Raw genomic sequence first — 24,453 nt, forward strand, 5'->3', positions numbered from 1 at the left:
GTGTCCCTGAGCCACGCGCCCGCCCGGTCGCGTCCGAACGGCGGGGCCGCGCCGATCCCTATGCTGGACCGCGTGCTGAAAAAGGTGATCGCGACGCGGTACGTCCTACCGCTGCGCGAAGGAGGTTCGCTCCCCGGACTGGTCGAGGCCGACGACCTGGGGATGTACGTGGTGAAGTTCGTCGGCGCGGGCCAGGGCCGCAAGACGCTGGTCGCCGAGGTCGTCGTCGGCGAGCTCGGGCGGGCCCTGGGGCTGCCCGTTCCGGAGTTGGCGCTGGTGGAGATCGACCCGGTGATCGGTCGGGGCGAGCCCGATCCGGAGGTGCAGGAGCTGCTGCGGGCCAGCGGCGGGCTCAACCTGGGGATGGACTTCCTGCCGGGGTCGCTCGGCTTCGACTCGCTCACCTTCGACGTCGGCCCGGAGCTCGCCGGACGGGTGCTGTGGTTCGACGCCCTGACCGGCAACGTCGACCGCTCGTGGCGCAATCCGAACATGCTGCTGTGGCACGGCCGCCCCTACCTCATCGACCACGGGGCGACGCTGATCTTCCACCACAACTGGGCCGGGGCCGCGCGGTACGTCACCCGCCCCTACGACGGCCACGACCACGTGTTGGCGGGGGCGAAGCCCGACCTGGCCGCCGCCGACGCCGAGCTGGCACCGAGGGTGGACGAGGAGCTGCTGCACCGGGTGGTGGGCCTGGTGCCGGACGTGTGGCTGGAGGACGAGCCGGGCTTCGGATCCCCGGACGAGGTCCGGGACGCGTACGTGCGGCATCTGCTGGCCCGTGCGACGGATCGCTCCTGGCTGCCGGAGGTGGCGCGGTGAACGAGGTCAGGCGGTACAGCGAGGCGGTGACGACCGGTCGCGTGGGTGAGGAGCGCGATCGGGCGGTGTTCGAGTACGCCCTGGTGAGGGTGGTGCCCCGGTTGGAGCGGGGCGAGTGCGTCAACGCCGGGGTGGTCGTGTACTGCCAGGAGCGGGCGTTCCTGGCGGCTCGGACGGCGCTGGACGAGCGGCGGTTGCTGGCGGTGGATCCGGGGGTGGACGTGGCCGGTGTGCGGCGTGCGTTGGAGGCCTTCGAGGTGATGTGCGCCGGGGGCGCCGAGGCCGGTGCGGTGGGGCGTGAGCGGCCGGGGCAGCGGTTCCGGTGGTTGACGGCGCCGCGGAGCACGATCGTGCAGACGGGGCCGATCCACGGGGGGTTGACGGAGGATCCGGCCGCGGAGGTCGAGCGGTTGCTGGACCGGCTGGTGCGCTGAGGCTGCGGAGTAGCCAATATCACAGGGGTCGGCCGGGTGGTGGGGAAGACATCCATCGGTGTGTGGTGTTGGTAAAGGGGTGGTCAACGCCCGGTTTCGCGCCGGGGGTGGGCCGCCCCGTTCCCCCCCTTCGCCCCTTGTATTGGAGTGTCCGTGTCGTCTGTGCACGCCGCGTCCTCGCCCGCCGACGTCGGTGGGTCCCCTTCGTCCGGCAGGCCTCGCTCGCGTGGCTGGGTCGCCGGGTTGGTGCTGGTGTTGGGGGTGCTGACGGCCGTGGGGCCGTTGGCGACCGACATGTACCTTCCGGCGTTCCCGCAGATCACGCGTGAACTGGGGGCGACGGAGGGGCAGATCCAGCTGACCCTGACGGCGATCATGCTGGGGATCGCGGTCGGGCAGTTGGTGATCGGTCCGATGAGCGACGCGTGGGGGCGGCGCAGGCCCCTGCTCGTGGGCGTCGCGTTGTTCACGGTGACGTCGGTGCTGTGCGTGTTCGTGCCGGACGCGGCGACGTTCGCGGCGGTGCGGTTCGTGCAGGGTGTGGCCGGTGCCGCCGGTGCGGTGATCGCGCGTGCGGTGGTGCGTGACCTGTTCGAGGGCGATGACGCGGTGCGGTTCTTCTCGCGGTTGGCCCTGGTGATGATGTTGGCGCCGCTGCTGGCTCCGTTGGTGGGGGCTCAGCTGTTGCTGGTGGGTCCGTGGCAGTTGAGTTTCTGGGTGCTGGCCGGGGTGTCGGCGCTGAGCTTCGTGTTGGTGCTGGTGTGGCTGCCGGAGAGTCTGCCGGTGGCGGAGCGGCGTGCGCGGGGGCCGCGGGAGCTGTTGGCGACGGTGGGCCGCTTGTTGCGTGATCCGCGGTTCATGGGTCCGGTGCTGACCGTGGGTCTGAGCTTCGGGATGTTGTTCACGTACGTGTCGGCGTTCTCGTTCGTGTCGCAGGAGGAGTTCGGGGCCTCGCCGCAGACGTACGCGTGGCTGTTCGCGGTGAACTCGTTGGCGATGATGGCGGGGACGCAGATCAACGGGGTGTTGGTGGGTCGTGTGGAGACGCCGCGTCGGTTGGGGTTGGGGCTGGTGGTCGCGCTGTCGGCGGTGGTGGCCCTGTTGGTGGTCGCGTTGTCGGGTGTGGCGGGTCTGGGCCTGGTCGCGGGGTTGTTGGGGCTGATGATGTTCAGCGTCGGGTTCATCATGCCGAACGCGACCGTGAGGGCTCTGGATGGTCAGCCGGTGGCGGTGGCGGGGACGGCCTCGGCGTTGATGGGGGCGTTGCAGTTCGCGTTGGGTGGCGGTGTGGCCGCGTTGGCGGGGATGACGCCGTCGGGTGAGGCGTCGGTGCGGAGTATGGCCGTGGTGATGGTGGCGGCGGCTGGTCTGTCGTTCGCGGCGTTCGTGTGGTCGGCACGCGCAAAGGTCCGATGAACCCGCGTATGAGGCTTCTGTGCAGGGTTTTTACCAGATCGCTCCGGGTTGCCGTTGGACGGGGAGTACGGGCACAGTAGGGCTTCTGTTCCCCTTTTGTGTGACGGGTCCCGTGCCTGGTGGGCCTGTCCTCCGACGTAGCAGGTGATGTGTGGGTATGGGCGAGGCGGGTGTCAGCCCGGGTGTGCGGGCGCGGGAGCTGTCGGGGCTGGGCGATCTGGTGTACGAGGCGGCCAACGCCGACGCTCACGCCGAGACGTTCTCGGTGCCGTCGTCGGAGCCGGGGTGGGACCGGCGGACGGCGGGTGCCTTCGCCACGGACGTGACGGGGATCGCCAAGGGCCTGGTCGCGGCGGGTGTGTCCGAGGGTGACCGGGTGGTGGTGGTGTCGGGTACGCACCACGACTGGGTGACGTTGGCGTTCGCGGTGTGGTCGGTGCGGGCCGTGCTGGTGCCGTTGTCGACGTCGGCGTCGGTGGAGCGGGTGACGCACGTGGTGCGTGAGACGCGTCCGACGGCGGCGGTGGTCGAGGGTGGGCGGTTGTTGGCCGCGGTCGCGGCGGTGCAGCGGGAGTTGCCGGACCTGGGTCGGGTGTGGCCGTTGGAGGAGGGGCTGGAGGAGGTCGTCCGGCTGGGGCAGTACATGGACGCCACGGCCGTGCGGTTCCGGCGGGACGCGACGATGCCGGAGGACGCGGCGGTGGTGCTGTACCCGATGAGCACGGCCTCGCGGCGGATGCGGGGTGTGGTGCTCTCGCACGGGGCTCTGCTGTCGGCGGCGGCCGGTGTGGTGGATCGGATGTGGCCCCGGTTGTCGGAGTTGGGTCCGGGGCGGGCCAGTGCGTTGGTGGATCTGCCGTTGTCGGAGATCTCGGGGTTGGCGTCGTTGTTGGCGTGTGTGGTGGGCCGGGTGCGGGTGGGGTTGTCCGCGCCGGGTTCGTTGCCGAGGTTGGTGAAGTCGTTTCGGCCGACGGTGCTGGTGTGTTCGGCGGGGTTGTTGGAGCGCGCCTATGAGGTGGAGCGGGTGCGGGCGCACTCGACGGGGTGGGACTCGTTGGGGACGTTCAACGCCGCGGCGGAGGCGGCGGTGCAGTTCGACCGGGCTCCGAAGAAGGGCGCGTGGCGGAAGCTGTCGCGGTCGATGTACGACTGGTCGTTCGCCAAGGTGCGGGAGCTGTTCGGCAACCGGGTGCATCTGGCGGTGTGCTGGGGTGGGGGTCTGTCCGAGCGTTTGGACCATTTCTACAACGGTGTGGGTCTGCAGGTGATGCAGGTGTTCGGTACGCCGGAGACGGCCGGTGTGTTCGCGGCCAACGCGCAGGGGGACCGGTCGGCGGGGTCGGTGGGGCGTGCGATGCCCGGCCGTGAGGTGTGGGTGTCGCGTGAGGGCGAGATCCACGTGCGCGGTGGTGGTCTGTTCTCGGGGTACTGGGCCGATGGCGAGGCTTCGGGTTCGGCGTTCCGTGAGGACTGGCTGGCGACGGGTGTGGCCGGCGAGGTGGACGGCGGCGGGTTCGTGCGCGTGAGTGGCCGGTTGCGTCCGCAGGCGGCGGTGGCGGAGGTGCCGGGTCGGTTCGTGGTGGCGCGGCGGGTGGAGTCGGGTCCGTCGGAGGTGACCGGGCCGTTGGAGGGGGCGGTCGTGGGGGCTCCGGTGGTGCCGGTGGCCGATGGTCCGGAGGCGGGGTCCGCTGACGGTGCGGCGGGCGGTGACGCGGCGCTGGTGGCGGAGTTCGAGGCTCGGTTGCGGGCGCATCCGTTGATCAGTCAGGTGTTGGTGATCGTGGAGGGGCGGCCGTTCGCGAGTGCGTTGGTGACGTTGGTGCGTGACCAGTTGGAGTACTGGCGGTTGGTGAACGGTCGGCCGTTGTCGATGGCGCCGGAGGAGATCGCGGGGGATCGGGAGCTGCTGCGGGAGGTGCAGGGGTTGGTGTACGAGGCCAACCGGAGTGTGCCGCGGCATCTGGCAGTGCGGTCGTTCCATGTGTTGGCGGAGGAGTTCACGGTGCAGTCGGGTTTGGTGGCTCCGTCGGGTGAGTTGCGGCGTGAGGCGGTGCTGCGGGCGTTCTCGGAGGAGATCGACGGGTTGTACCGGGTGCGTCGTGATCAGCGGTAGGACGCCGGGGTAGGTCCTGGTCGAGGAGGCCGCGGTCCCGTGGGGGCCGCGGCTCGCGGCTACGCCCCGGGTCCTGCGGTGTCGGTCATGCGCTGGAGGTGGGTGAGCAGAGCGGGGATGGCCGGATGCGTGGGGGTGCGCTGCCAGGCCAGGAGGACCGCCACCGGCGGTGCGTCCGTCAGGGGGACGTAGTGGACGCCGGGGTGCGGGTGGTGGTGTTCGGTGGCCTCGGCGGTGATTCCTACGGCGTCGCCCATGGCGATCACGGTGAGCCATTCGTCGACGTTGGCCACTTCGATCGTGTGGGGGCGCCGTGTGTCGGCCCAGAGGTCGTTCGTGGTGGGAGCGGTGGAGCACAGCACCATCGACCGGTCGGCGAGATCGCTCAACCGTACGGTCGGGTGGTGGGTGAGGGGGTCGTTTTCGGGCAGGGCGGCCAGGCGCCGCTCCCGGTGGAGCAGCCGTACCTCCAGGCCGGTGCTCGGGGCGGGTGCGGTGCGCAGGAGTGCTGCGTCGATCTCTCCTCGGCGCAGTGCCGCTTCGGGGTCCTCGCGGCGGTGTACCTGGATGGGGGTGTCGGGATGGTTCTCGCGCCAGGCGCGCAGCACGGGTACCGTTCGGTCGCCGAGCGCGGCCCGGGCGAACCCGAGGCGTAGTGGTCGCACTCCGGCGGCGGCTTCGGCCAGGGCGTCGTCGAGTTGGTGGAGGATCAGGTGGGCGCGCTCGTACAGTCGTTGGCCGGCGTCGGTGAGGGTCAGGCTGCGTGTGGTGCGCTGTGCCAACCGCACTCCGACACGGTTCTCGAGTTGCTCCAGGGTGCGCGAGAGCGCGGGTTGGCTGATGTGGAGCGTGGTCGCGGCGCCCGTGATGGTCCCCTGGTCGCCGATCGCGGTGAGGGCGCGTAGGTGTCGTAGCTCCACATTCATAACCCTGGAGTATAAGTGCTTTCCAGAAGGCATTTCCCTCTGGTCGGGGTCGGGCCGTAGCGTCGCGGTCATGAAGATTCTTCTCATCGGCGGCACTGGCACGCTCGGTACGGCCGTCCACGAGGCATTGGACATCCGCGGGCACGAGGTCCTCACCGTGGGGCGCGGCGGTGGTGATCTGCGCTATGACGTGACCGACCCGGTGCAGGTCGCCGAAGTCTACGATCGGGCGGGTCGGGTGGACGCCGTGGTCAGCGCCGCCGGTCACGTGCCGTACAAGCCGGTCACCGAGTTGGTCCCCGAGGACTATCTGGCCGCTTTCCGCGGCAAGGTCCTCAGCCAGATCGATCTGGTTCGGCAAGGGGTCTCCCGTGTCGCCGAGCGGGGCTCCTTCACCCTTGTCACCGGGGTGCTGGCACGCGAGCCCATTCCTCTGGGCGCCGCCGCCTCCATGGCCAATGGTGCGGTGGAGGCGTTCGTGCGGGCCGCTGCCGTCGAGATCGCTCCGCAGCGCGTCAACGCGGTCAGTCCCACGGTGTTCACCGAGAGCCTCGGCCGGTATGGGGACTTCTTCCCGGGGATGCCGTCGGTGGATCTGGTCGATGTCGCGCGGGCGTACGTCCGTTCCGTGGAGGGTGCTCAGACCGGGCAGGTCTTCGTGCCGTAGGGGAGGTTGCCTGAGCTGACGTCGGCGTGGTGGCTCGGCGGAGGTCGAACAGCGGGGTCGACGCCTGTGCGAGGGTCGGCCCCGCGTCGTGTCAGGGCGGTGTGCGGGTGTTCGACGATGGCCGGCCGCTGTTCGGGGTGGGGTGGGGGTCGGGTCGAGCGGGCGACGCGTCAGGACGGCGGCATTTTCGTGGAGGACAGGTAGGCGAGGACGGCGAGGACGCGGCGGCTGTCGTCGGAGGAGGGCGGGAGGTCGAGTTTGGTGAAGATGTTGTTGATGTGCTTGCTGACGGCTTTTTCGGTGATGTAGAGGCGGGCGGCGATGGCGGAGTTGGAGCGGCCTTCGGCCATTTCGGAGAGGACTTCGCGTTCGCGGGGGGTGAGCTGGGCGAGGGGGCCGCTCTGGTCCTGGCGGGCGAGGAGTTGGGAGATGACGGCGGGGTCCATGGCGGTGCCGCCGGCGGCGACGCGGCGGACGGCTTCGATGAACTGGCCAATGTCGAGGACGCGGTCCTTGAGGAGGTAGCCGACGGCGCCGGTGTCGTCGGAGAGGAGTTCGCGGGCGTAGAGCTGTTCGACGTGTTGGGACAGGACGAGGATGGGCAGGCCGGGGATCTGGGCGCGGGCTGCGAGGGCGGCCTGGAGTCCTTCGTCGGTGAAGGTGGGTGGGAGGCGGACGTCGACGACGGCGACGTCGGGTTTGTGTTCGGTGAGGGCGTTGTGGAGGTCGGGGCCGTTGTCGACGGCGGCGACGACGGTGAAGTCGTGTGCTTGTAGGAGGCGGATCAGTCCGTCTCGGAGGAGGGCAAGGTCTTCGGCGATGACAACGCGCACGGGATCTCCAGGGTCACGATGGTGGGGCCGCCCGGGGGGCTGGTGATGTTCATCGTGCCATCGAATGCGTCGAGGCGGCGTTTGATGCCGGTGAGGCCGCTGCCGGGGGTGGCGGTGGCGCCGCCGGTGCCGTTGTCGGTGATGGTGATGACGAGTCGGTGGCGGCCGTGGTTGATGCGGATCCAGGCGTGGGTGGCGTTGGCGTGTTTGGCGGTGTTGGTGAGGAGTTCGACGATGGCGAAGTAGGCGGCGGATTCGACGGGGTCGGCGGGGCGGCCGGGGAGGTCGACGTCGACGGTGGTGGTGAGGGGGTGGGTGAGGGCGAGGGCGTGGACGGCGCCGTGGAGGCCGCGTTCGACGAGGACGGGTGGGTGGATGCCGCGGACGAGGTCGCGGAGTTCGGTGAGGGCTTGGCGGGTGGTTTCGCGGGCTTCGGTGAGCATGTCGCGGGCGGTGGTGGGGTCTTGGTCGATGATTTGTTCGGCCATGCCGAGGTTCATGCCGAGGGCGACGAGGCGGGCTTGGGCGCCGTCGTGGAGGTCGCGTTCGATGCGGCGGATTTCGGCGGCTTGGGTGTCGATGGTGTTGGCGCGGCTGGTGGCGAGGTGGGCGACGCGTGCGGTGAGGCGGGCTTTTTCGTTGGGGGCGAGGAGGAGTTGGTTGAAGGCGAGGTAGAGGTGGAGGGCTTTGGGGGCGGTGTAGAGGGCGAGGGTGGTCAGGAGGGCGCCGGTGAGGAGGGGGAGGAGGGTTTCGGTGGTGGTGTGGGGGGTGTAGAGGCCGTAGAGGGGGTTTTGGGGGTTGGTGAGTGTGTGGGCGATTTGGTAGGTGCCGTGGAGGAGGAGTGCGGGGGGGATGGTGATGAGGAGGAGGTTGGCGGTTCCGCCGGTGAGCCAGAGGATGTCTTTCCAGGTGGCGGGGTCGGTGAGGTGGGCGGTGGCGCGGCGGAGGACGCTGCCTGGGGGGATGGGGCGGTAGGCGGAGGGGATGGGGCCGTGGGGGAGGAGGTGGCCGAGGGTGCGGCGTTGGGCGTCGGCGAGGGCGCGTAGGAGTGTGGCGGTGAGGATGACGAAGGGGAGGCCGATCCAGAGGAGGGTGAGGACGGCGGTGGCGAGGATGAGGGGGGTGAGGAGGAGGGCGGCGATGTTTTGGGAGAGGAGGAGGAAGAGGTAGGCGAGGGTGGTGAGGGGGCCGGGGCGGTGGGTGCGGTGTGTGGTGGTCATGGGTGGTGGGTGGTGGGTGTCCTTGTGGGTGTGGGTGTGGGTTTATTGAATCGTGGTGGGGTGGGGGTGTGCACGCAGGTGGGTGTGTTGGGTGTGGTGGGGCGGGCCGGTGTGGTGGTCGCCTCTCGGCGCGTGGCACAACGCGGCTCCTGTCCGCCCGGTGGGCGCGGTGTTCCGCGAAGGCTGTGGTTGGAGCCCGGGGGACACTTGCTACCGCACCGGCCCGCTGTGGGGGGAACGGGGTGTGGCCTGCGGGTATTCCCGGTGGGGTGGGGGTGGGCGGGGTGGGTTTTCGGGTCGACTCGCCGTTGGCGATTTCCCGTGGGTTGCCACGACCTGTGATGATCGGGGGTGTGTGGCGTGAACTGATCCTGCAGATGTATCCCGAAGCCGATCTGAGTGGTCCGGCTGATGAGGTGACCCTGGCGGAGGTGGAGCGGCGGTTGATGCTGCCGTTGCCGTTCGAGTTGGCGTCGTTGTTGCGGGAGACCGACGGGGTGACCAACGAGTACGGGGATGCGGTGGTGTGGAGTGCGCGGCGGTTGGTCGAGGACAATCTGGCGATGCGTGTGGAGCCGGACTATCTGGAGTTGTACGCGCCGTTCGACGAGATGATCTTCTTCGGGGATTCGGACATGGGTCCGCAGTTCGCGTATGTGCATACGGACTATGGGCCGGGGATCGTGGTGTGGGATCACGAGTCGGATCGGCGGCGGTTGGTGGTGGTGTCGTTGCGGGACTACTTGGCGCGGTGTCTGATCCAGGGGAATTCCTGGTTTCGTTGAGGTGGTGGATACTGTGCGTGGTTGACCAGCCGTTTCGTGCTATTTTTCGGGTGTTGGGGTGGTGTTGTGCCACCTGTTGTCTCCCCGAGCACGTTGTGAGAGTAGGACCATGTCGGAGCAGTCGACGCCCGCGCAGGTGGCCGCCGTCGTTCAGGGGCGGGAGGTGGCGGACTTTCCGGCGCTGGCCCCGGAGGCGGCGCGTGGCCGGGTGTTGCGGGTGACCGTGACGGGTGAGGACGTGTTGCACCGGCCGGGTGTGGATGTTCCTGAGGAGATGTGGGGTGGGGCGGAGCTGGGTCGGTTGGTCGACGACATGTTCCGGACGATGTACGCGGCCGAGGGTGTGGGGTTGGCGGGTAGCCAGGTCGGGGTGGATTGGCGGTTGTTCGTGTATGACTGCCCCGATGACGATGGTGTGCGGCATGTGGGGCATGTGGTCAATCCGGTGCTGGAGGAGCGTGATCTGGACGACGCGGTCGTCGTGGAGAGCGAGGGGTGTTTGTCGGTGCCGGGTCCGCACGCGGATCTGGGGCGGGCCGAGCACGCGACGGTGCGGGGTGTGGACCGGGATGGTCGGCCGGTGGTGATCAGCGGCAGTGGGTACTTCGCGCGGTGTTTGCAGCACGAGACGGATCACACGTTGGGGCGGTTGTATGTGGACCGGTTGTCCAAGCGTGAGCGTAAGCGTGTGTTGAAGAAGATGAACGAGATGTCGGCCAGTGTGTTCGAGCGGCGTGAGGAGCGGGCCGCGGAGTTGGAGCGTGAGCTGGCGGGCTGAGCGTTCGCGGGTGTGTTGCGGGGGCGTCTGCGGCGGTGGGCCGCGGCGCCCCCGTGTGGTGTGTTCAGCGTTCGTGTTCGGCGCGGACGATGCAGAACTCGTTGCCCTCGGGGTCGGTGAGGACGGTCCAGCCGGCGCCGTCGGGTGTGCGCCGGTCGTCGATGAGGGTGGCGCCGAGGTCGATGAGGCGTTGGGTTTCCTGGTCGCGGGTGCTGCCTGGGGCGGCGCTCAGGTCGAGGTGGAGCCGGTTCTTGGTGGTCTTGGGTTCGGGGACGCGGAGGAAGAGCAGGGGCGGGCCCTGGGGGCGGCGGATGAGGGCTTCGGGGTCGCCGGGTTGGTCGTCGGGGTGGAGGGGGTGGCCCAGGGCTTGGGACCAGAAGGTGGCGAGGGTGTGGGGGTCGGCGCAGTCGATGGTGATGGCGTCGATGTCGAGGTTCACGTGGGTCCTTGGTGTGTGGGTGTGTGGCCTGGGTCATTGTCGTGGGGTGGTGTGGGGGTGGGCAAGGATATTTCGGGGTGGTTGGCGGGTGGGTGCCATTGGTGGGGTTGGGGGGCCGGTGTGGGGGGTGTGAGGGTTCCACTGGGTTGATGTGGTCCTGTTTGTGGCCTGGTTTGGGCGGTCTGTGGCCTTTTTGTGACCGGTGCGGGCGGTAGATTGCGCGGCATGGACATCGGGGAGGACCAGGGGGACCTGGAGCAGCGGGTGGTCATCTACACCGACGGGGCGTGCAGCGGCAACCCCGGCCCTGGCGGGTGGGGTGTGTGGCTGCGCTACGGCGGGCATGAGAAGGAGCTGTACGGGGGCGAGGAGAGCACGACCAACAATCGGATGGAGCTGATGGCGGCCATCCGGGCGTTGGAGAGCCTGAGGCGGCCGTTGCCGGTGGTGGTGCACACCGACTCCAGTTATGTGCGCAACGGGATCACGTCGTGGTTGCCGAACTGGAAGCGGCGCGGGTGGCGCACGGCGGACAAGAAGCCCGTGAAGAACGTGGACCTGTGGCAGCGGTTGGACGAGGTGGCCTCGCGCTACGAGGTGGAGTGGCGGTGGGTGCGCGGTCACAGCGGTGATGAGGGCAACGAGCGCGCGGACGCGTTGGCGCGGCGTGGTCGGGACGAGGCCGCGGGCGTGTAGGCGCGGTCGGGGGCGGCGATCCGGTGGGGTCGCCGCCTTCGGTGTTCTCGGGGGTGTGTGCTGGCGGCGCCCGGGTGCGGAGCGGGGGTGTGTGCGGGGCGTGCTCAGTCCTGGGTGGCGGCTTCGTCCTTGAGGGCGTCGACGAGGAGGCGGCGGGCTCCGGAGCCGGTGCTGGAGAGGACGTCCTCGGGGTTGGACAGGGTGCACGAGCTCAGGGACAGGCAGCCGCAGCCGATGCAGCTGGTCAGGTCGTCGCGCAGGCGGGTGAGCTGGTCGATGCGGGTGTCGAGTTCGTCGCGCCACTGTTCGGAGACGCGTGCCCAGTCGGCGGGGGTGGGGGTGCGGTTGTCGGGCAGGGAGTCCAGGGCCTGGCGGATGCGGGCCAGGGGGATGCCGACGCGTTGGGAGATGCGGATGAAGGAGACGCGGCGCAGGGTGTCGCGCCGGTAGCGGCGTTGGTTGCCGGTGGTGCGTCGGCTGTGGATGAGGCCTTGGCGCTCGTAGAAGTGCAGGGCGGAGACGGCGACTCCGGCGCGTTCGGCGACCTGTCCGACGGTGAGTTCCTTGGCGATGGGTGGCACGTGCCCAGTTTAGGTGGGGTCGGTGGTGCGGTGGGGGCCGCGGAGGGCGTAGAGGCGGGCGTAGGCGCCGCCGCGTGCCAGGAGTTGGTGGTGGGTGCCGGTCTCGGTGACGCGGCCGTGGTGCAGGAGCAGGATGCGGTCGGCGGTGCGGGTGGGGTGTTGGGTGAGGTGGATGAGGGCGGTGGCGGGTGGGGGTGTGGGTGGGGTGGGTCCGGTGTGGATGAGCAGGGGGGCGTTGGTGGGGTGGGGTTCGGTGGTCAGGTGGGCGGTGGTGTGGGTGGTGATGCGGCCGTGGGTGGGGGTGGTGCGGCCGGTGAGGAGGTGGGTGAGGGCGGTGGTGGCGGTGGGGCCCAGGCCGATGAGGGCGATGTGTTCGCCGGGGCGGACGGTGAGGTCGAGGTGGGTCAGGAGTGGGGTGTGGGCGTGGGTGAGGGACACGTCGTGGAGCTCGACGAGGGGTGGGGTGGGTGGGGTGGTGGCGGCGGGTGTGGCGTGGAGGTGGCCGCGGTCGGAGAGCCTCACGGGTGTCCGTTCGTAGGGGTGGTCGTCTGGTGCGTGGGATCGTCGTGGGCGCGTGAGAGTTCTGGCGGGGTGTTCGTGTCCTTGGTCTCGGTGGGTGTGGGGGTTGTGGCTGGTGGGGCTGGTGTGAGTTGTTGACAGGACGTTAGCCCACGGGCGGGGTGGGGTGGGGGTCGGGTGCCGGGTCGTGGGGGCAGGGGTCGTGTCCCCCGGCGTGGTGTGCCCTCGTTCGGCCCGGACGCCGTAGGAGCCACCCGCTGACAGCGGGTGGCTCCTGTGCGCGTGCTCGCGTGCTTGACCACCGGTGCACGGGGCGCCGTCGCGGGGTGTGGGTGCGGGGCACGTGTTCGGGCGGCGCCGTCCGGAGGAGTCGTTGGCGGCGTTGTGGGAGCGGGCGGGTGCTGTTCGGGGAGGCGTTGTGGGAGCGCACGCCCACGGACGGGGAGTTGGCGTTGTTCCACGGGGGTGGGCGTCGTGAGCACCACGTGGAGTTGGCGGCGTTGGTGGAGGCGGCGACGCGGGTGGGGTTTCGGCCGTTGCGGGTGCACACGGCCACGCCGGTGGAGTGGGAGGACTTCGAGTCGGCGCACCTGGCGGCGGCGGAGGCGTGGTTGATGGCGCACGCGGGTGAGGGGCGGGCGGAGGGGGTGCGGGCGTCGGTGGAGGCGTTTCGGCAGGCGTATCTGCGGGTGGGGCGGCGGATCCAGGGGTTGGCGTACTTGCTGTTGGGGCGTCCGCGGGGCACGTGAGGGGGTTGTGCGCTGGGGGTGGCAGGAAGGGTGGGGTGTGCGACCTTGTGGTCGGCGTGGGTGGGTGACCAGGATGTGGCCATGGTTCGTGAGGTGGTCATCGTCGTCTTCGACGGGGTGCAGAGTCTGGACGTGAGTGGTCCTCTGGAGGTGTTCTGGGGGGCGTCGTGGGCTCCGGGGAGGCCCTATCGGGTGCGTACGGCCTCGGTGGGGGGTGGTGTGGTGACCACCGCGTCGGGGTTGGGGTTGGTGCCGTCGGTGGCGTTGGAGGAGGTCGGGGAGGTCGACACGGTGGTGGTGCCCGGGGGTGAGGGGACCCGGGTGGTCGATCCGGCGTTGGTGGCGGCGGTGCGGCGGGTGTCGCGGGGGGCGCGGCGGACGGCGTCGGTGTGCACGGGGGCGTTCGTGTTGGCCGAGGCGGGGTTGTTGGACGGGTTGCGGGCGACCACGCATTGGGCGCACTGCGGTGCGTTGGCACGGCGGTATCCGCGGGTGGTGGTGGATCCGGTGCCGATCTTCGTGCGGCAGGGGTCGGTGGTGACGTCGGCGGGGGTGAGCGCGGGGATCGATCTGGCGTTGGCGTTGGTGGAGGAGGACGTGGGGCAGCGGGTGGCGTTGGCGGTGGCGCGTCAGTTGGTGGTGTTCCTGCGTCGGCCGGGCAATCAGGCGCAGTTCTCGACGCATCTGGCGGTGCAGACGGCGCAGCGGCCGGCGGTGCGGGAGTTGCAGCACTGGATCGTGGCGCATCCGGCGGAGGATCTGTCGGTGGGGTCGTTGGCGGAGCGGGCGGGGTTGTCGCCTCGTCAGTTCGCGCGGGTGTTCACGCGTGAGGTGGGGGTGACGCCGGGGCGGTTCGTGGATCGGGTGCGGTTGGAGACGGCGTGTCGGTTGTTGGAGGAGAGTCAGGCGGGGGTGGTGGCGGTGGCGCGTAGGTGTGGTTATGGATCCGATGAGGTGATGCGGCGGGCGTTCGTGCGGTCGTTGGGGTGTGCGCCCAGTGAGTACCGGGAGCGGTTTCGGGGCGTGGGCGGGTGAGTGGTGTGGTCGTTGTGGAGGGTGTGTGGTGATGCGGGTCGCGATCGTGTTGTTCGAGGACGTGACGGTGTTGGACGCGGTGGGTCCGTTTCAGATGTTGGACGGGTTGCCGGGGGTGGAGGCGGTGTTCGTCGCTGAGCGGCCGGGGCCGGTGCGTGGGCACGGGGGTCGTGTGGCGTTGGTGGCGGACGCGGCGTTGGATGAGGTGGGGTCGCCGGAGGTGGTGTGTGTTCCGGGGGGTCCGGGGCAGACGCGGTTGATGGACGGTGGTCCGGTGGTGGACTGGGTGCGTGGAGTGGAGGGGTCGGCGACGTGGGTGACGTCGGTGTGTACGGGGTCGTTGGTGTTGGCGGCGGCGGGTGTGCTCGCGGGGCGGCGGGCGACCACGCACTGGTTGGCGATGGAGGAGTTGGGTCGGTGGGGTGCGGTGCCGACGTCGGAGCGGGTGGTGTTCGACGGTAAGTACGTGACGGCGGCGGGGGTGAGTTCGGGGATCGACATGGGGTTGGCGTTGGCTGAGCGGTTGACGGACCGGCGGACGGCGGAGTTGGTGCAGTTGGTGACCGAGTACGATCCGGCGCCGCCGTTCGACGCGGGTTCGCCGGGGCGGGCTCCGGCGGAGGTGGTGGCGATGGCGCGGTCGATGTCGAGGTTCATCCTGACCGGTGAGTGAGGGGTGTGGTGCGGCGGGCCCGGGGGTGTGATCCTTCGGGCCCGCCGGTGTGTGAGGTGTCGGGGGCTCTTGCGGGGGTGAGCGGGGTCATGGGGAGTGGCGGTGGGGGGTGGGGTAGGGGCGGGGTGAGGACTGGTCGCCGTGAGGGAGAGGTGGGCGTGGTGGAGCACGTGGCGGACGTGGCCGATGACGTGGAGTTCGTGGTGCGGCAGTACCAGGGGTTCGCGCGGCACTACGCGGCGGGGTCCTCGCCGTCGTATGCGCGGATCGCGTCGGCGTTGGCGGAGGACCGGCGGGTGTTGGACCTGGTGATGGGGTTGCCCGCGGGTAACAAGCGGCAGCCGAACCTGTTGTTGGGCGCGGTGCGGTTCCTGGGCGGTCCGGTGGGGGACTGGCCGGAGTTTCGGTCGTGGTTGGTGGAGCATTGGGACCGGGTGGAGCGGGTGGTGTTGGAGCGCGCCACGCAGACCAATGAGGTGCGGCGGTGTGCGACGTTGCTGCCGGTGTTGGCGGCGTTGCCGGGTCCGTTGGCGTTGGTGGAGGTGGGGGCGTCGGCGGGGTTGTGCCTGTACCCGGATCGGTACCGGTACTCCTATGACGGTGGTGCGCCGATCGGTCCGGCGGAGGGCGGGGTGGTGTTGGAGTGTGCGACGGAGGGGCCGGTGCCGGTGCCGGATCGGGTGCCGGAGGTGGTGTGGCGGGCGGGGATCGATCTGCACCCGTTGGATGCGGGGGACGGGGAGGATGTGCGGTGGTTGGAGTCGTTGATCTGGCCGGGGCCGCAGGAGGTGGTGCGGCGGGAGCGGTTGCGTGCGGCGGCGCGGGTGGCGGCGCAGGATCCGCCGTGGATGGTGGCGGGGGATCTGGTGGAGCGGTTGCCGGAGGTGGTGGCTGAGGCTCCGGAGGGGGCGACGGTGGTGGTGTTCCACAGTGCGGTGTTGCCGTATGTGCCGCGGGCGGGGGTGGACGCGTTTGTGGCGGTGGTGCGGGGGTTGCGGGGGCACTGGGTGTCGAACGAGGGGTGGCGGGTGTTCCCGGACTGGGAAGGGGCGCGGCCGCGGGTGTCGGCCCGGTTCACGTTGGCGTTGGATGAGCGGGTGGTGGCCTACACGGGTGAGCATGGCCAGTCGGTGAGTTGGGTGGGGTAGGTGGTGGTTGGTGGGGCCCCGTACCGGTGTGGTGCGGGGCCCTCGTGTGTGTCAGGTGGTGGGGTGGGCGTCGACTTCGGCGATCAGTTCCGCGCGTCGTTCGGTGGGCAGGAAGGAGGCGGTGAAGGAGTTGCGGGCGAGTTGGCGTAGGGCGGTGTCGTCGAGGCCGAGGTGGTGGCGCAGGGCTTCGTAGTTGTCGTGGACGTAGCCGCCGAAGTAGGCGGGGTCGTCGGAGTTGACGGTGACGAGGAGGCCGGCGTCCATGAGGGCGGGCAGGGGGTGGTCGGCGAGGGTGTCCACGGCGCGCAGGCGCACGTTGGACAGGGGGCACACGGTCAGGGGGGTTTGGGTGGAGGCCAGGTGGGCGAGGAGTTCGGGGTCCTCCAGGCAGCGGATGCCGTGGTCGACGCGGTCGACCTTGAGCAGGTTGAGGGCTTGCCAGATGTAGGAGGCGGGGCCTTCCTCTCCGGCGTGGGCGACGCAGCGCAGGCCCATGGCGCGGGCGGCGTCGAAGACGTGGGTGAATTTCTCGGGTGGATGGCCGAGTTCGGCGGAGTCGAGGCCGATGGCGGTGATGTGGTGTAGGTGGGGGCGGGCTTGGTGGAGGGTGTGGAGGGCTTCGGTGGCGGGGCGGTCGCGGAGGAAGCACAGGATGAGGGTGGTGCTGATGCCGTGGCGTTGGTGGCTGGTGTCCAGGGCGGCGGTGAGGCCGTTGATGACGGTGTCGAGGGGGATGCCGCGGTTGGTGTGGGCTTGGGGGTCGAAGAAGATCTCGGCGTGGCGGACGCCTTGGGCGGCGGCGCGGGTGAGGTAGGCCTCGGCGAGGTCGGTGAAGTCTTGCGGGGTGCGCAGGACCGTCATGAGCTCGTAGTACAGGTTCAGGAAGGACTGGAGGTCGGTGAAGGAGTAGGCGGCGCGGAGGTCGTCGATGGTGGGGTGGGGCAGGGTGATGGCGTTGCGTTCGGCGAGGGTGAAGGCGAGTTCGGGCTCCAGGGTGCCTTCGATGTGGACGTGGAGTTCGGCTTTGGGGATGGGCATGGGGTGGTGGGGTCCTCTCGTGGCTGTTCGGTGTGGGGTCACGGGTGTGATCGGGGGCGGTTGGTCGTGGCGGGGTCGGCTGGTGGGGCCTGGTGGGCGGTGAGGGTCAGGAAAAGGTCCACGGCGTGGTGCGCCTGGGTGCGGATGTCCTGGTCGGTGGGCGGTCGTTCGCCGAGTAGGACGCGGATCTGGAGGTCGCGGACGGTCAGGCCGTAGAGGAGTTGGAAGGCCTCCTCGGGGGCGTGGATGTGGAGTAGGCCTTGGTCGGCCATGCGGTCGAGGAATGCCGTGATCAGGGGGCCGGTGGTGTGGCGGCCGTGTCGTAGGAGGAGTTCGGCCAGTTCCGGTGAGGTCATGGCCGCTCGGTTGAGTGCGACCGAGGCGTCGCTGACGAGGAGTGTCAGGAGGTTGCGGGCGATGGCGTTGAGGGTGGTGCGGGGGTCGGCGGTGCGGTCGATCGCGGTGGCGACCGCGGTGTTGACCTGTTGGGCCTGTCGTTCGATGAGTGCGGCGAGTAGTCCTTGGCGGTTGCCGAACCAGGTGTAGAGGCTCTCTTTGGAGGAGCCGGTCCGGGTGGCCACGGCTTGCATCGTGATGCCCGCGGCGCCGTGTTCGAGGAGTTCGGCCAGTGCCGCGTCCAGTGCGGCTTGGCGTCGTGTGGCCTGTTCGCCTTTGCGGGGGCGGCCTCGGCGGGAGGGTCCGCGTGTGGTCATGGGCGTCTCCGGGTGTTCCCTTTATTCGAACGTGTGGGTACGATTAAAAGCGAACCCAGTAGTTCGATTTTAGTCGAAGCCGGAGGCCTCGTGACCATGCCCCTCTCCCCGCGCTCCCCCGTCGGCTCCTCGGCCGCGACCGTCCGGCACGCCCGAGGATGGGCGCTGGCGTCGGCGGCGCTGGCGATGGGACTCATCGCCGGATTCTTCTACGCCTACGCCTGCTCGGTCATGATCGGGCTGGCCCGCGTCGACGACCACACGTTCATCGACGCCATGCAGTGGATCAACGCCACGGTGCGCAATCAGTGGTTCGCCCCGAGCTTCTTCGGCGCGCTCGCGCTGACGCTCCTGGCCGTCCTGCTGCACCTGCCCCGCGGTGGGCGGCCGGTGCTGCTGTGGGCCGCCGCCGCCCTGGTGCTGTACGCCGCCGCCTTCGGCATCACCATGGGCGTCAACGTGCCCCTCAACGAGGACCTGGCCGCGGTCGGCGACCCCGCGCTCCTGGCCGACGCCGCCGCGGTCCGCGCCGCCTTCGAGGACCGCTGGGTGACCTGGAACGTCGTCCGTGCGGTGGCCGCGACCGTCGCACTCGCGTGCCTGCTGCGGGCCCTGGTGCTGCACGGCATGACGTCGCGGCCCCGCCCCTTGGCCGGCGGCCCCGGCGCGTCGCTGTGAGGGGCTCCGCGTCCGGGCGCTCGGGGCCCGTGCGGGTCGAACGGCTCACGCGCGTGGCCTGAGACAGGGAACGGGCGCCCCTCGGGGCGCCCGTTCGGGTGTGTGCCTCCCTCCGGCCGCGTCGCCGGTCCCGGCCGGGCGCCCTCCTCGGGTGAGGGGGTCAGGTGCGGGCGAGGCGGTCGGTGGCTGCGCGGGCCGCCTGGAGCAGGGTGGGTTCACCGGCGGCCTGGCCGGTGGTGTGTCCGGCGCCGGACAGGATGGTCAGGTCGGCGTCGGTCCAGCGTTGGGCGAGGCGGACGGCGATGTCGGCGGGGCCGCTGATGTCGAGGCGGCCGTGGATCATGGCGCCGGGGATGCCCTGGAGGGCGGTGGCGCCGTCGAGCAGGTGGTCGTCGGGCAGGAACGCGGCGTTGCTCCAGTAGTGGGTGACCAGGCGGGCGAAGGTCATGCGGAAGTCGGGGTCGGCGTAGCGGGGGTTGGGGCGGACGCCGGCGACGGTGGCGATGTGTGTGTCCTCCCATCGGCACCAGGCGCGGGCGGCGTCGTCGCGGACGCGCGGGTCGGGGTCGGCCAGGAGGCGGGCGTAGGCGGTGGCCAGGTCGTGGGGGTCGGCGTCGGGTCCGGCGGCGTGGCGGAAGCGGTCCCATTCCTCGGGGAAGACGCGGCCCATGTCGTGGGTGATCCAGTGGACCTCGGCGGCGGTGGTGGTGGTGACGGCGACCAGGACGAGGCCGTGGACGCGGGCGGGGTGGGTTTGGGCGTAGGCCAGGGCGAGGGTGGAGCCCCAGGACGCGCCGAGGACGAGCCAGGTGGTGATGCCCAGGTGGGTGCGCAGGGTTTCGATGTCGGCGATGAGGTGGTGGGTGGTGTTGGTGGTCAGGTCGGTGGTGGGGTCGTGGGCGGGTGGGGTGCTGCGGCCGGATCCGCGTTGGTCCAGGAGGATGACGCGGTAGCGGGTGGTGTCGAAGAAGTCGGTCCAGCCGGGGCGGCAGCCGGTTCCGGGGCCGCCGTGGAGGACGAGGGCGGGGGTGCCGTGGGGGTTGCCGTGGGCCTGCCAGTGGACGTGGTGTCCTTGGCCGACGTCGAGCATGCCGTCGGCGTGTGGTGTGGAGGTGGTCATGGTGGCTCCTCGTGGTGGGGTGGGTCGAGCCTAGGGGGCGGGGTGGGTCGGGGCACGTGGAATACGGGGCCTGTGGGGGCGGCGGTGCGTGGGGGTCGGGAGTGGGTGATGTGGGGATGTTGGGATGCTGGGGTTGTCGAGACCGCTGTGGGGGGAGTGCGCTGTGACCGAGTCGACCGAGGCCGCTGACGAGTTCGTCGTGTTCTGGAGTGAGCGCCGGTTGTGCATGTTGGCCAGTCCGCGTCCGGACGGCAGTATCCACCAGGTGCCGGTGGGGGTGACCTATGACGCTGAGCGTCGTCTGGCGCGGGTGATCTCCGACGGGGGGAGTTACAAGGCGCGCAACCTGGCGGCGCACCCGGGGGTGCGGGTGTCGGTGAGTCAGGTGGAGGGGCGCCGGTGGTCGACGTTGGAGGGCACGGCGCGGGTGAGCCGGGATCCGCGGGCGGTGGCCGAGGCGGTGCGGCGGTATACCGAGCGGTACCGGCGGCCTCGGGAGAACCCGGAGCGGGTGGTGATCGAGATCGCGGTGGACCGGGTGTTGGGCAACGTGCGGCCGGGTGGGTGAGTCTTCGGGCGCGGCGCCGTGGTGTGTGCGGGGGTCGTCACTGGGTGCTGGGTGTGGTGGTCAGTGGTCTTGCGTGGTGGCGCGGGGTGGGAGGGGGATGCGTTCGAGGTCGGAGGCGAGCACGATGGTGCCGTCGAACTCCTGTGCGGCCTGGGCGACGAAGTGGGGTTCGTCGGTGTGGTCGTAGCGTTCGGACAGGTGGGTCAGGACCAGGGTGCGGACCTGGGCTTGGGCGGCGATGCGTCCGGCCTGGCGGGCGGTCAGGTGTTGGTAGGCCTGGGCGAGGTGGGCCTGGGCGTCGAGGAAGGTGGCCTCGATGACGAGCATGTCGGCTCCGCGGGCGAGCTCGATGGCGTTGGGGCATTCGCCGGTGTCCATGACGAAGGCGAAGACCTGGCCGGGGCGGGGTTGGGCGCAGTCGGCGAGGGTGACGGTGCGTCCGTCGTCGGTGGTGATGGTGCCCTCGCGTAGGAGCGTGGAGATCTGGGGGCCGTGGACGCCGTGGGCGTGGAGCCGGTCGGGGAGCATGCGCCAGCCGTCGGGTTCGGCGATGCGGTAGCCCTGGCAGGGGATGGAGTGGTGGAGCGGCAGGGTCGTGATGCGCAGGTCCTTGTCGCCGGGGACGTCGGTGGCCTGTGGGGTGAGGGGTTGGCCGATGATGACGCTGGTGTCGTGGAAGACGGAGGCGTGGCGTAGGCGGCGCCAGTAGGGTTCGCCTTCGGCGGGGTAGGCGACGCGGACGGGGTGGGGGACGCGGTCGCGGGCCAGGCGTTGGATGATGCCGGGCAGGCCGAGGCAGTGGTCGCCGTGGAAGTGGGTGACGCACACGCGGGTGATGTCGGTGGCGGCGAGTTTGGCCAGGCGCATCTGGCGTTGGGTGCCTTCGCCGGGGTCGAGGAGGATGCCGTGGCTGTCCCAGCGTAGGAAGTAGCCGTTGTGGTTGCGGTTGCGGGTGGGGACGGCGCTGGAGGTGCCCAGGACCACGAGTTCGCGTACGGACATGGGTTGGATCCTGTCACTGGTGGGGTGGTGTGGGCACGGGGTTTTCGGGTGTGTCAGCGCAGGGTGCGGGGGTCGATGTCGAGCAGGTCGCCCAGGGCGCGTTCGCCCCGGGGGGTCAGGCGCAGGGCGCGGGTGGTGCCCACCGGTTCACACCAGCGGTTCGTCAGGGTGTGGCGGCACAGGGCGGCTCCGGCGACGCCGGCCAGGTGGGGTCGGCGTTCGGTCCAGTCCAGGCAGGAGCGGGCCAGCGGGCGGCGGGTGGTGCGGCGCAGGGTGATGCCCTGGTCGGTGAACCAGGCCAGGCCGGTGTCGGTGAGTGCGAAGCCGGTGTCCTGGCGCAGGAGGCCCTGGTGGGTGAGGGCGTCGGTGATGGCCACGCCTAGGCGTCCGGCCAGGTGGTCGTAGCAGGTGCGGGCGCGGGCCAGGGCGTGGGTGGCGCGGTGGGCGCGCAGGGTCGTGGGCGGTGGTGGGTCGGTGGGCCTGCTGTGGGCGGCCAGGGCCTCGACGAGGTGGGCGGTGTGGGGGTCGGCGAGGCGGACGTAGCGGTGGCGGCCCTGGCGTTCCTGGGTCAGGAGGGCTCCCTCGACCAGGCGGGTGAGGTGTTCGCTGATGGTGGGGGCGGACACGTGGGTGTGGCGGGCGAGTTCGGTGGCGGTCCAGGCGCGCCCGTCGAGGAGCGCGAGGCAGATCCTGGCGCGGGTGGGGTCGGCCAGGAGGTGGGCCAGGGCGGCCAGGTGGGCGCCGTCGTCGGGTGCGGTCATGGTTCCAGGATGGGTCACGCGCGGATGGGGTGGTGTCGTGGGTGTTTGTCGGGTGTCGGTGGCCCACCCGCCGCGTGGGGTGCCCGTGGGGAGCGGCGGGTGGGCGGGGGTGTCAGCGGTGGCCGATGAGGATGGTGGCGTCGGTGCGGGGGCAGGTGAGGGCCTGGGGGGTGAGGCCGCCGTGGGTGAAGGCGGCGCTGGCCTGGGGGAGCTGGTGGTCGTTGACCTCGATGAGCAGGTGGCCGGTGGGGGCGAGCCAGTGGTGGGCGTCGGCGGCGACGCGGCGGGCCAGGTCGAGTCCGTCGGGGCCGCCGTCCAGGGCGTGGCGGGCCTCGTGGTCGCGGGCTTCGGGGGGTAGGAGGGCGATCTGGTCGGTGGGGACGTAGGGGACGTTGGCGACCAGGACGTCGATGTGTCCGCGCAGGTGGTGGGGTAGGGCGGTGAACAGGTCGCCGTGGTGGACGTGGTGTCCGGGGAGGTTGCGGCGGGCGCAGGCGACGCTGGCGGGGTCGATGTCGGCGGCGTGCAGGGTCAGGTCGGGGTGGGTGTGGGCCAGGTGGGCGCCCAGGGCGCCGGTGCCGCAGCACAGGTCGACGGCGGTGCCGTGGGGTGGGAGCAGGGTGGCGGCGTGGTGGGCCAGGTGTTCGGTGCGGGGGCGGGGGACGAACACGCCGGGGTCGACGGCGATGCGCAGGCCGCAGAAGCGGGCCCAGCCCAGGACGTGTTCGAGGGGGGTTCCGGCGCAGCGTTGGTCGGTCATGGCCGCGAGCTGGTCGGGGGTGTGGGCGGTGGTGGCGAGCAGGTGCGCCTCGTCCTCGGCGAAGACGCAGCCGGCGGCGCGCAGGCGGTGTGTGAGGGACGACAGGGTGTGGGGCGAAACCACGGGGGCCTTTCGGTCTGGGTCGTGGGTCGCCGGTGGTCAGGGGGTCGTGTTCGGTTCGATCCCTGGTGAGGGCGCCCAGCGGTTGACTGCGAGGATCGCTGCTCACCTCCCCTGGTCGTCGTTGTGGGTGTCACCGTACACCACGGGGTGTGATGGGGCCGGTTGTCGGTTCGGTCGGGTGGGCGTGCGCCGACCGCGTCACGGCTTCGATCCGGGCCGCTCACACGAGCGTGCGGGGCGGTTCGCGATCGTGTCGGCGGCGGCCCGCGGAAGGCGACCGACTCTCAGGATGGGGTTGCGTAGCGGGTGGCGATCGCGGCGGCGCGGTCGCGCAGGCGGGTGCGCAACCACTGCGGGGCCAGGGCTTCGGCGTCCGTACTGAGCTGCCACAGCGCCCATTCGGCGTGTCTGGGATCTTGGAAGGTCACCTTCAGCCGCAGCCAGCCGTCCGCTTCGGGTTCTTCGGTGCGGACGGCCAGTGCGGTGTCCACCAGGTCCTCCCGTCGCGCCGGGTCCACCCGTACGAGCACGGTGACCTGGTCGCCGCCGGTCCGAAACCGTGTGCCGCGTTCCTGCCAGGCCTGGTCCAGATCGACCCGGTCCGGTCGCTGTGCGGGTTCGGCGAGTTCCCTGGCGGCCAGGACCCGGGACAGCCGGTAGGTGCGGTCCGCGCCGGACCTGGTGGCCAACAGGTAGCCGCGGTCGCGAATGGTGACCAGGCCGATCGGGTCCACGGTGCGCCACGTCGGGGGCTGGTCCACCGCCGCGTAGTGGATCTGCAGCTTGTGTCCGGCGAACACCGCGCGCAGGACCTCGGCCGCTGTGGCGTCGGGCATCTCCTCGGTGGCCAGCCGACGTGAGAGGAGGTCGGTCTCCGGGTCGATGAGCAATCGCTCGGCCGCGCCGGCGGCGGTGTCCCGGTAGCTCTCGGGTAGCGCGTCAACCACCTTGAGCATCGCCGATGCGAGCGCTGAGCCGAGGCCGAATGTCTGTGCGCCGCGCCGTGATCCGGCGACCAGCAGGGCGAGGGCCTCGTCGGGGTTGAGTCCGGTGAGTTCGGTCCGGAAGCCGGGCAGCAACGCGAAACCGCCGTGTCGGCCGCGTTCGGCGTGGACGGGGACGCCTGCCGCGGACAGTGCCTCGATGTCGCGCAGCACGGTGCGGGTGGAGACCTCCAGCTCGCGGGCGAGTGCGGTCGCGGACAGCCGGCCGTGCTGCCGTAGCAGGAGTACCAGCGAGACCAACCGGTCAGCGCGCATACGGGGATCTTACCGAAATACATGACACAGGGTGTCGTGATTCGTTGGGAGGCTTGCCACCGCGGCGTCAAGGGACGTGCGTACTCGTGACGAATCGAATGGAGCTGATGCGGTCATGGATCGAACGGCGGTCAACCCTGTGACGTGGTCGGTGGAGATGGGGTTCAACCAGGGTGAGCTCGTCTCCGGGCACACCCGGACCCTGTACTGCTCCGGGCAGACCGCGATGAGCGGTGACGGCGAGCCCCAGCATGACGGTGACATGGCGGCGCAGTTGGCGTTGAGCCTGGACAACCTGGAGGCCGTTCTCGGCGAGGCCGGTATGTCGCTCGCGGACCTGGTCCGGCTCAACGTCTACACCACCGACGTCGATCTGCTGTTGCGGCACTACGGTGTGCTGGCGTCGCGGTTGGGCGCCGTCGGGGTGGCGCCGGCCGGCACGATGCTGGGGGTGACACGGCTGGCGATCCCCGCTCTGATGGTCGAGCTCGAGGGGACCGCCGTCGCGTGATGCGGCCGTGCCGCCTCCGGCTGGGCCAGGGTCGCCCAGGGAAGGTGCCGCTCCACCGTCAGGGCCAGCGGAACGACCGC

The 24,453-nt window shown here is 70.6% G+C and carries 28 protein-coding genes; 15 read left to right on the forward strand and 13 right to left on the reverse strand.

The genetic code is table 11. From position 1 onward, the window contains the following. Window positions 1–60 precede the first annotated feature (60 nt). From AB0I72_RS08180 to AB0I72_RS08195, 4 genes are all read left to right on the forward strand, one after another. Window positions 61–828, forward strand: a complete 768-nt coding sequence (locus tag AB0I72_RS08180; RefSeq protein WP_358564599.1) for a HipA family kinase — start codon at window positions 61–63, stop codon at window positions 826–828. Further along, entirely contained in the window at window positions 825–1,262 is a 438-nt protein-coding gene (locus AB0I72_RS08185) for a DUF3037 domain-containing protein (protein ID WP_358564335.1), read from the forward strand. Before AB0I72_RS08180 ends, AB0I72_RS08185 begins: the two co-directional genes overlap by 4 nt. A gap of 243 nt (window positions 1,263–1,505) precedes the next feature. Beyond that, window positions 1,506–2,678 carry a multidrug effflux MFS transporter gene (locus tag AB0I72_RS08190; protein ID WP_358564601.1) on the forward strand — a complete coding sequence of 391 codons (1,173 nt, stop codon included), beginning with the start codon at window positions 1,506–1,508 and terminating at the stop codon, window positions 2,676–2,678. Between the two features lie 157 nt (window positions 2,679–2,835). Then, window positions 2,836–4,791: an AMP-binding protein gene (locus AB0I72_RS08195; RefSeq protein ID WP_358564337.1), complete on the forward strand. Its 1,956-nt coding sequence runs from the start codon at window positions 2,836–2,838 to the stop codon at window positions 4,789–4,791. A 59-nt stretch (window positions 4,792–4,850) separates the two neighbouring features. Here the strand turns inward: AB0I72_RS08195 and AB0I72_RS08200 are convergent, their stop codons facing one another. Next, window positions 4,851–5,717 carry a LysR substrate-binding domain-containing protein gene (locus AB0I72_RS08200; RefSeq protein ID WP_358564339.1) on the reverse strand — a complete coding sequence of 289 codons (867 nt, stop codon included), beginning with the start codon at window positions 5,715–5,717 and terminating at the stop codon, window positions 4,851–4,853. A gap of 70 nt (window positions 5,718–5,787) precedes the next feature. On the opposite strand from AB0I72_RS08200, the gene AB0I72_RS08205 reads away from it, so the two are divergent. Next, window positions 5,788–6,384, forward strand: coding sequence for a short chain dehydrogenase (locus tag AB0I72_RS08205; RefSeq protein ID WP_358564341.1), 597 nt, complete (start codon window positions 5,788–5,790; stop codon window positions 6,382–6,384). A gap of 170 nt (window positions 6,385–6,554) precedes the next feature. Here the strand turns inward: AB0I72_RS08205 and AB0I72_RS08210 are convergent, their stop codons facing one another. Both AB0I72_RS08210 and AB0I72_RS08215 read right to left on the reverse strand, forming a co-directional pair. Further along, the gene (locus AB0I72_RS08210; protein WP_358564343.1) at window positions 6,555–7,217 is read right to left on the reverse strand and encodes a response regulator transcription factor; all 663 of its coding nucleotides are present in this window, start codon (window positions 7,215–7,217) and stop codon (window positions 6,555–6,557) included. Continuing rightward, window positions 7,169–8,437: a sensor histidine kinase gene (locus AB0I72_RS08215; RefSeq protein WP_358564345.1), complete on the reverse strand. Its 1,269-nt coding sequence runs from the start codon at window positions 8,435–8,437 to the stop codon at window positions 7,169–7,171. The genes AB0I72_RS08210 and AB0I72_RS08215 overlap by 49 nt, the downstream gene beginning before the upstream one ends. Window positions 8,438–8,778: 341 nt before the next feature. Between AB0I72_RS08215 and AB0I72_RS08220 the strand changes: the two genes are divergently transcribed. Together AB0I72_RS08220 and def are read left to right on the forward strand one after the other, a co-directional pair. Continuing rightward, the gene (locus AB0I72_RS08220) at window positions 8,779–9,222 is read left to right on the forward strand and encodes an SMI1/KNR4 family protein (protein ID WP_358564603.1); all 444 of its coding nucleotides are present in this window, start codon (window positions 8,779–8,781) and stop codon (window positions 9,220–9,222) included. 109 nt (window positions 9,223–9,331) lie between these two features. Then, on the forward strand, window positions 9,332–10,000 hold the full coding sequence (gene def, locus AB0I72_RS08225; protein WP_358564346.1) for a peptide deformylase: 669 nt from the start codon (window positions 9,332–9,334) through the stop codon (window positions 9,998–10,000). 64 nt (window positions 10,001–10,064) lie between these two features. On the opposite strand, the gene AB0I72_RS08230 is transcribed toward def, so the two are convergent. After that, a complete protein-coding gene (locus AB0I72_RS08230; protein WP_358564348.1) occupies window positions 10,065–10,439 on the reverse strand; it encodes a VOC family protein in 375 nt (124 codons plus the stop codon). Between the two features lie 225 nt (window positions 10,440–10,664). On the opposite strand from AB0I72_RS08230, the gene rnhA reads away from it, so the two are divergent. Further along, on the forward strand, window positions 10,665–11,135 hold the full coding sequence (gene rnhA / locus AB0I72_RS08235) for a ribonuclease HI (protein WP_358564349.1): 471 nt from the start codon (window positions 10,665–10,667) through the stop codon (window positions 11,133–11,135). Between the two features lie 104 nt (window positions 11,136–11,239). On the opposite strand, the gene soxR is transcribed toward rnhA, so the two are convergent. Then, the gene (gene soxR / locus AB0I72_RS08240; RefSeq protein WP_358564350.1) at window positions 11,240–11,716 is read right to left on the reverse strand and encodes a redox-sensitive transcriptional activator SoxR; all 477 of its coding nucleotides are present in this window, start codon (window positions 11,714–11,716) and stop codon (window positions 11,240–11,242) included. 9 nt (window positions 11,717–11,725) lie between these two features. Then, window positions 11,726–12,238: an ABC transporter ATP-binding protein gene (locus AB0I72_RS08245; protein ID WP_358564352.1), complete on the reverse strand. Its 513-nt coding sequence runs from the start codon at window positions 12,236–12,238 to the stop codon at window positions 11,726–11,728. Window positions 12,239–12,633: 395 nt separating this feature from the next. Here AB0I72_RS08245 and AB0I72_RS08250 point away from each other — a divergent pair, with 395 nt between their 5' ends. The 4 genes from AB0I72_RS08250 to AB0I72_RS08265 all read left to right on the forward strand — a co-directional run bounded on the left by AB0I72_RS08250 (window position 12,634) and on the right by AB0I72_RS08265 (window position 15,840). After that, window positions 12,634–12,984, forward strand: coding sequence for a hypothetical protein (locus AB0I72_RS08250; RefSeq protein WP_358564354.1), 351 nt, complete (start codon window positions 12,634–12,636; stop codon window positions 12,982–12,984). An 81-nt stretch (window positions 12,985–13,065) separates the two neighbouring features. Continuing rightward, window positions 13,066–14,019, forward strand: coding sequence for a GlxA family transcriptional regulator (locus tag AB0I72_RS08255; RefSeq protein ID WP_358564356.1), 954 nt, complete (start codon window positions 13,066–13,068; stop codon window positions 14,017–14,019). A 31-nt stretch (window positions 14,020–14,050) separates the two neighbouring features. Continuing rightward, window positions 14,051–14,692, forward strand: coding sequence for a DJ-1/PfpI family protein (locus AB0I72_RS08260; protein WP_358564357.1), 642 nt, complete (start codon window positions 14,051–14,053; stop codon window positions 14,690–14,692). Between the two features lie 161 nt (window positions 14,693–14,853). After that, window positions 14,854–15,840 carry a DUF2332 domain-containing protein gene (locus tag AB0I72_RS08265; RefSeq protein ID WP_358564605.1) on the forward strand — a complete coding sequence of 329 codons (987 nt, stop codon included), beginning with the start codon at window positions 14,854–14,856 and terminating at the stop codon, window positions 15,838–15,840. Window positions 15,841–15,891: 51 nt separating this feature from the next. On the opposite strand, the gene AB0I72_RS08270 is transcribed toward AB0I72_RS08265, so the two are convergent. Next, a complete protein-coding gene (locus AB0I72_RS08270) occupies window positions 15,892–16,878 on the reverse strand; it encodes an adenosine deaminase (RefSeq protein ID WP_358564359.1) in 987 nt (328 codons plus the stop codon). A gap of 38 nt (window positions 16,879–16,916) precedes the next feature. Further along, entirely contained in the window at window positions 16,917–17,591 is a 675-nt protein-coding gene (locus tag AB0I72_RS08275; RefSeq protein WP_358564361.1) for a TetR/AcrR family transcriptional regulator C-terminal domain-containing protein, read from the reverse strand. 96 nt (window positions 17,592–17,687) lie between these two features. On the opposite strand from AB0I72_RS08275, the gene AB0I72_RS08280 reads away from it, so the two are divergent. Continuing rightward, window positions 17,688–18,269, forward strand: coding sequence for an anthrone oxygenase family protein (locus AB0I72_RS08280; protein WP_358564606.1), 582 nt, complete (start codon window positions 17,688–17,690; stop codon window positions 18,267–18,269). 160 nt (window positions 18,270–18,429) lie between these two features. Here the strand turns inward: AB0I72_RS08280 and pip are convergent, their stop codons facing one another. Continuing rightward, window positions 18,430–19,389, reverse strand: coding sequence for a prolyl aminopeptidase (gene pip / locus AB0I72_RS08285; protein ID WP_358564363.1), 960 nt, complete (start codon window positions 19,387–19,389; stop codon window positions 18,430–18,432). Between the two features lie 163 nt (window positions 19,390–19,552). On the opposite strand from pip, the gene AB0I72_RS08290 reads away from it, so the two are divergent. After that, window positions 19,553–19,957, forward strand: a complete 405-nt coding sequence (locus tag AB0I72_RS08290; protein WP_358564365.1) for a TIGR03618 family F420-dependent PPOX class oxidoreductase — start codon at window positions 19,553–19,555, stop codon at window positions 19,955–19,957. Between the two features lie 60 nt (window positions 19,958–20,017). On the opposite strand, the gene AB0I72_RS08295 is transcribed toward AB0I72_RS08290, so the two are convergent. From AB0I72_RS08295 to AB0I72_RS08310, 4 genes are all read right to left on the reverse strand, one after another. Further along, window positions 20,018–20,959 carry a ribonuclease Z gene (locus tag AB0I72_RS08295; protein ID WP_358564367.1) on the reverse strand — a complete coding sequence of 314 codons (942 nt, stop codon included), beginning with the start codon at window positions 20,957–20,959 and terminating at the stop codon, window positions 20,018–20,020. A 53-nt stretch (window positions 20,960–21,012) separates the two neighbouring features. Continuing rightward, entirely contained in the window at window positions 21,013–21,720 is a 708-nt protein-coding gene (locus tag AB0I72_RS08300; protein WP_358564369.1) for a winged helix-turn-helix domain-containing protein, read from the reverse strand. A gap of 112 nt (window positions 21,721–21,832) precedes the next feature. Further along, a complete protein-coding gene (locus AB0I72_RS08305; protein ID WP_358564371.1) occupies window positions 21,833–22,603 on the reverse strand; it encodes a putative protein N(5)-glutamine methyltransferase in 771 nt (256 codons plus the stop codon). Window positions 22,604–22,887: 284 nt separating this feature from the next. Next, window positions 22,888–23,862 (reverse strand): WYL domain-containing protein, encoded by a 975-nt coding sequence (locus AB0I72_RS08310; protein ID WP_358564373.1) that lies wholly within the window; start codon window positions 23,860–23,862, stop codon window positions 22,888–22,890. Between the two features lie 115 nt (window positions 23,863–23,977). Here AB0I72_RS08310 and AB0I72_RS08315 point away from each other — a divergent pair, with 115 nt between their 5' ends. Further along, window positions 23,978–24,373: a RidA family protein gene (locus AB0I72_RS08315; RefSeq protein WP_358564374.1), complete on the forward strand. Its 396-nt coding sequence runs from the start codon at window positions 23,978–23,980 to the stop codon at window positions 24,371–24,373. The last annotated feature ends 80 nt before the right edge of the window (window positions 24,374–24,453 follow it).

The organism is Nocardiopsis sp. NPDC049922, assembly GCF_040660275.1.
Classification (GTDB): Bacteria; Actinomycetota; Actinomycetes; order Streptosporangiales; family Streptosporangiaceae; genus Nocardiopsis.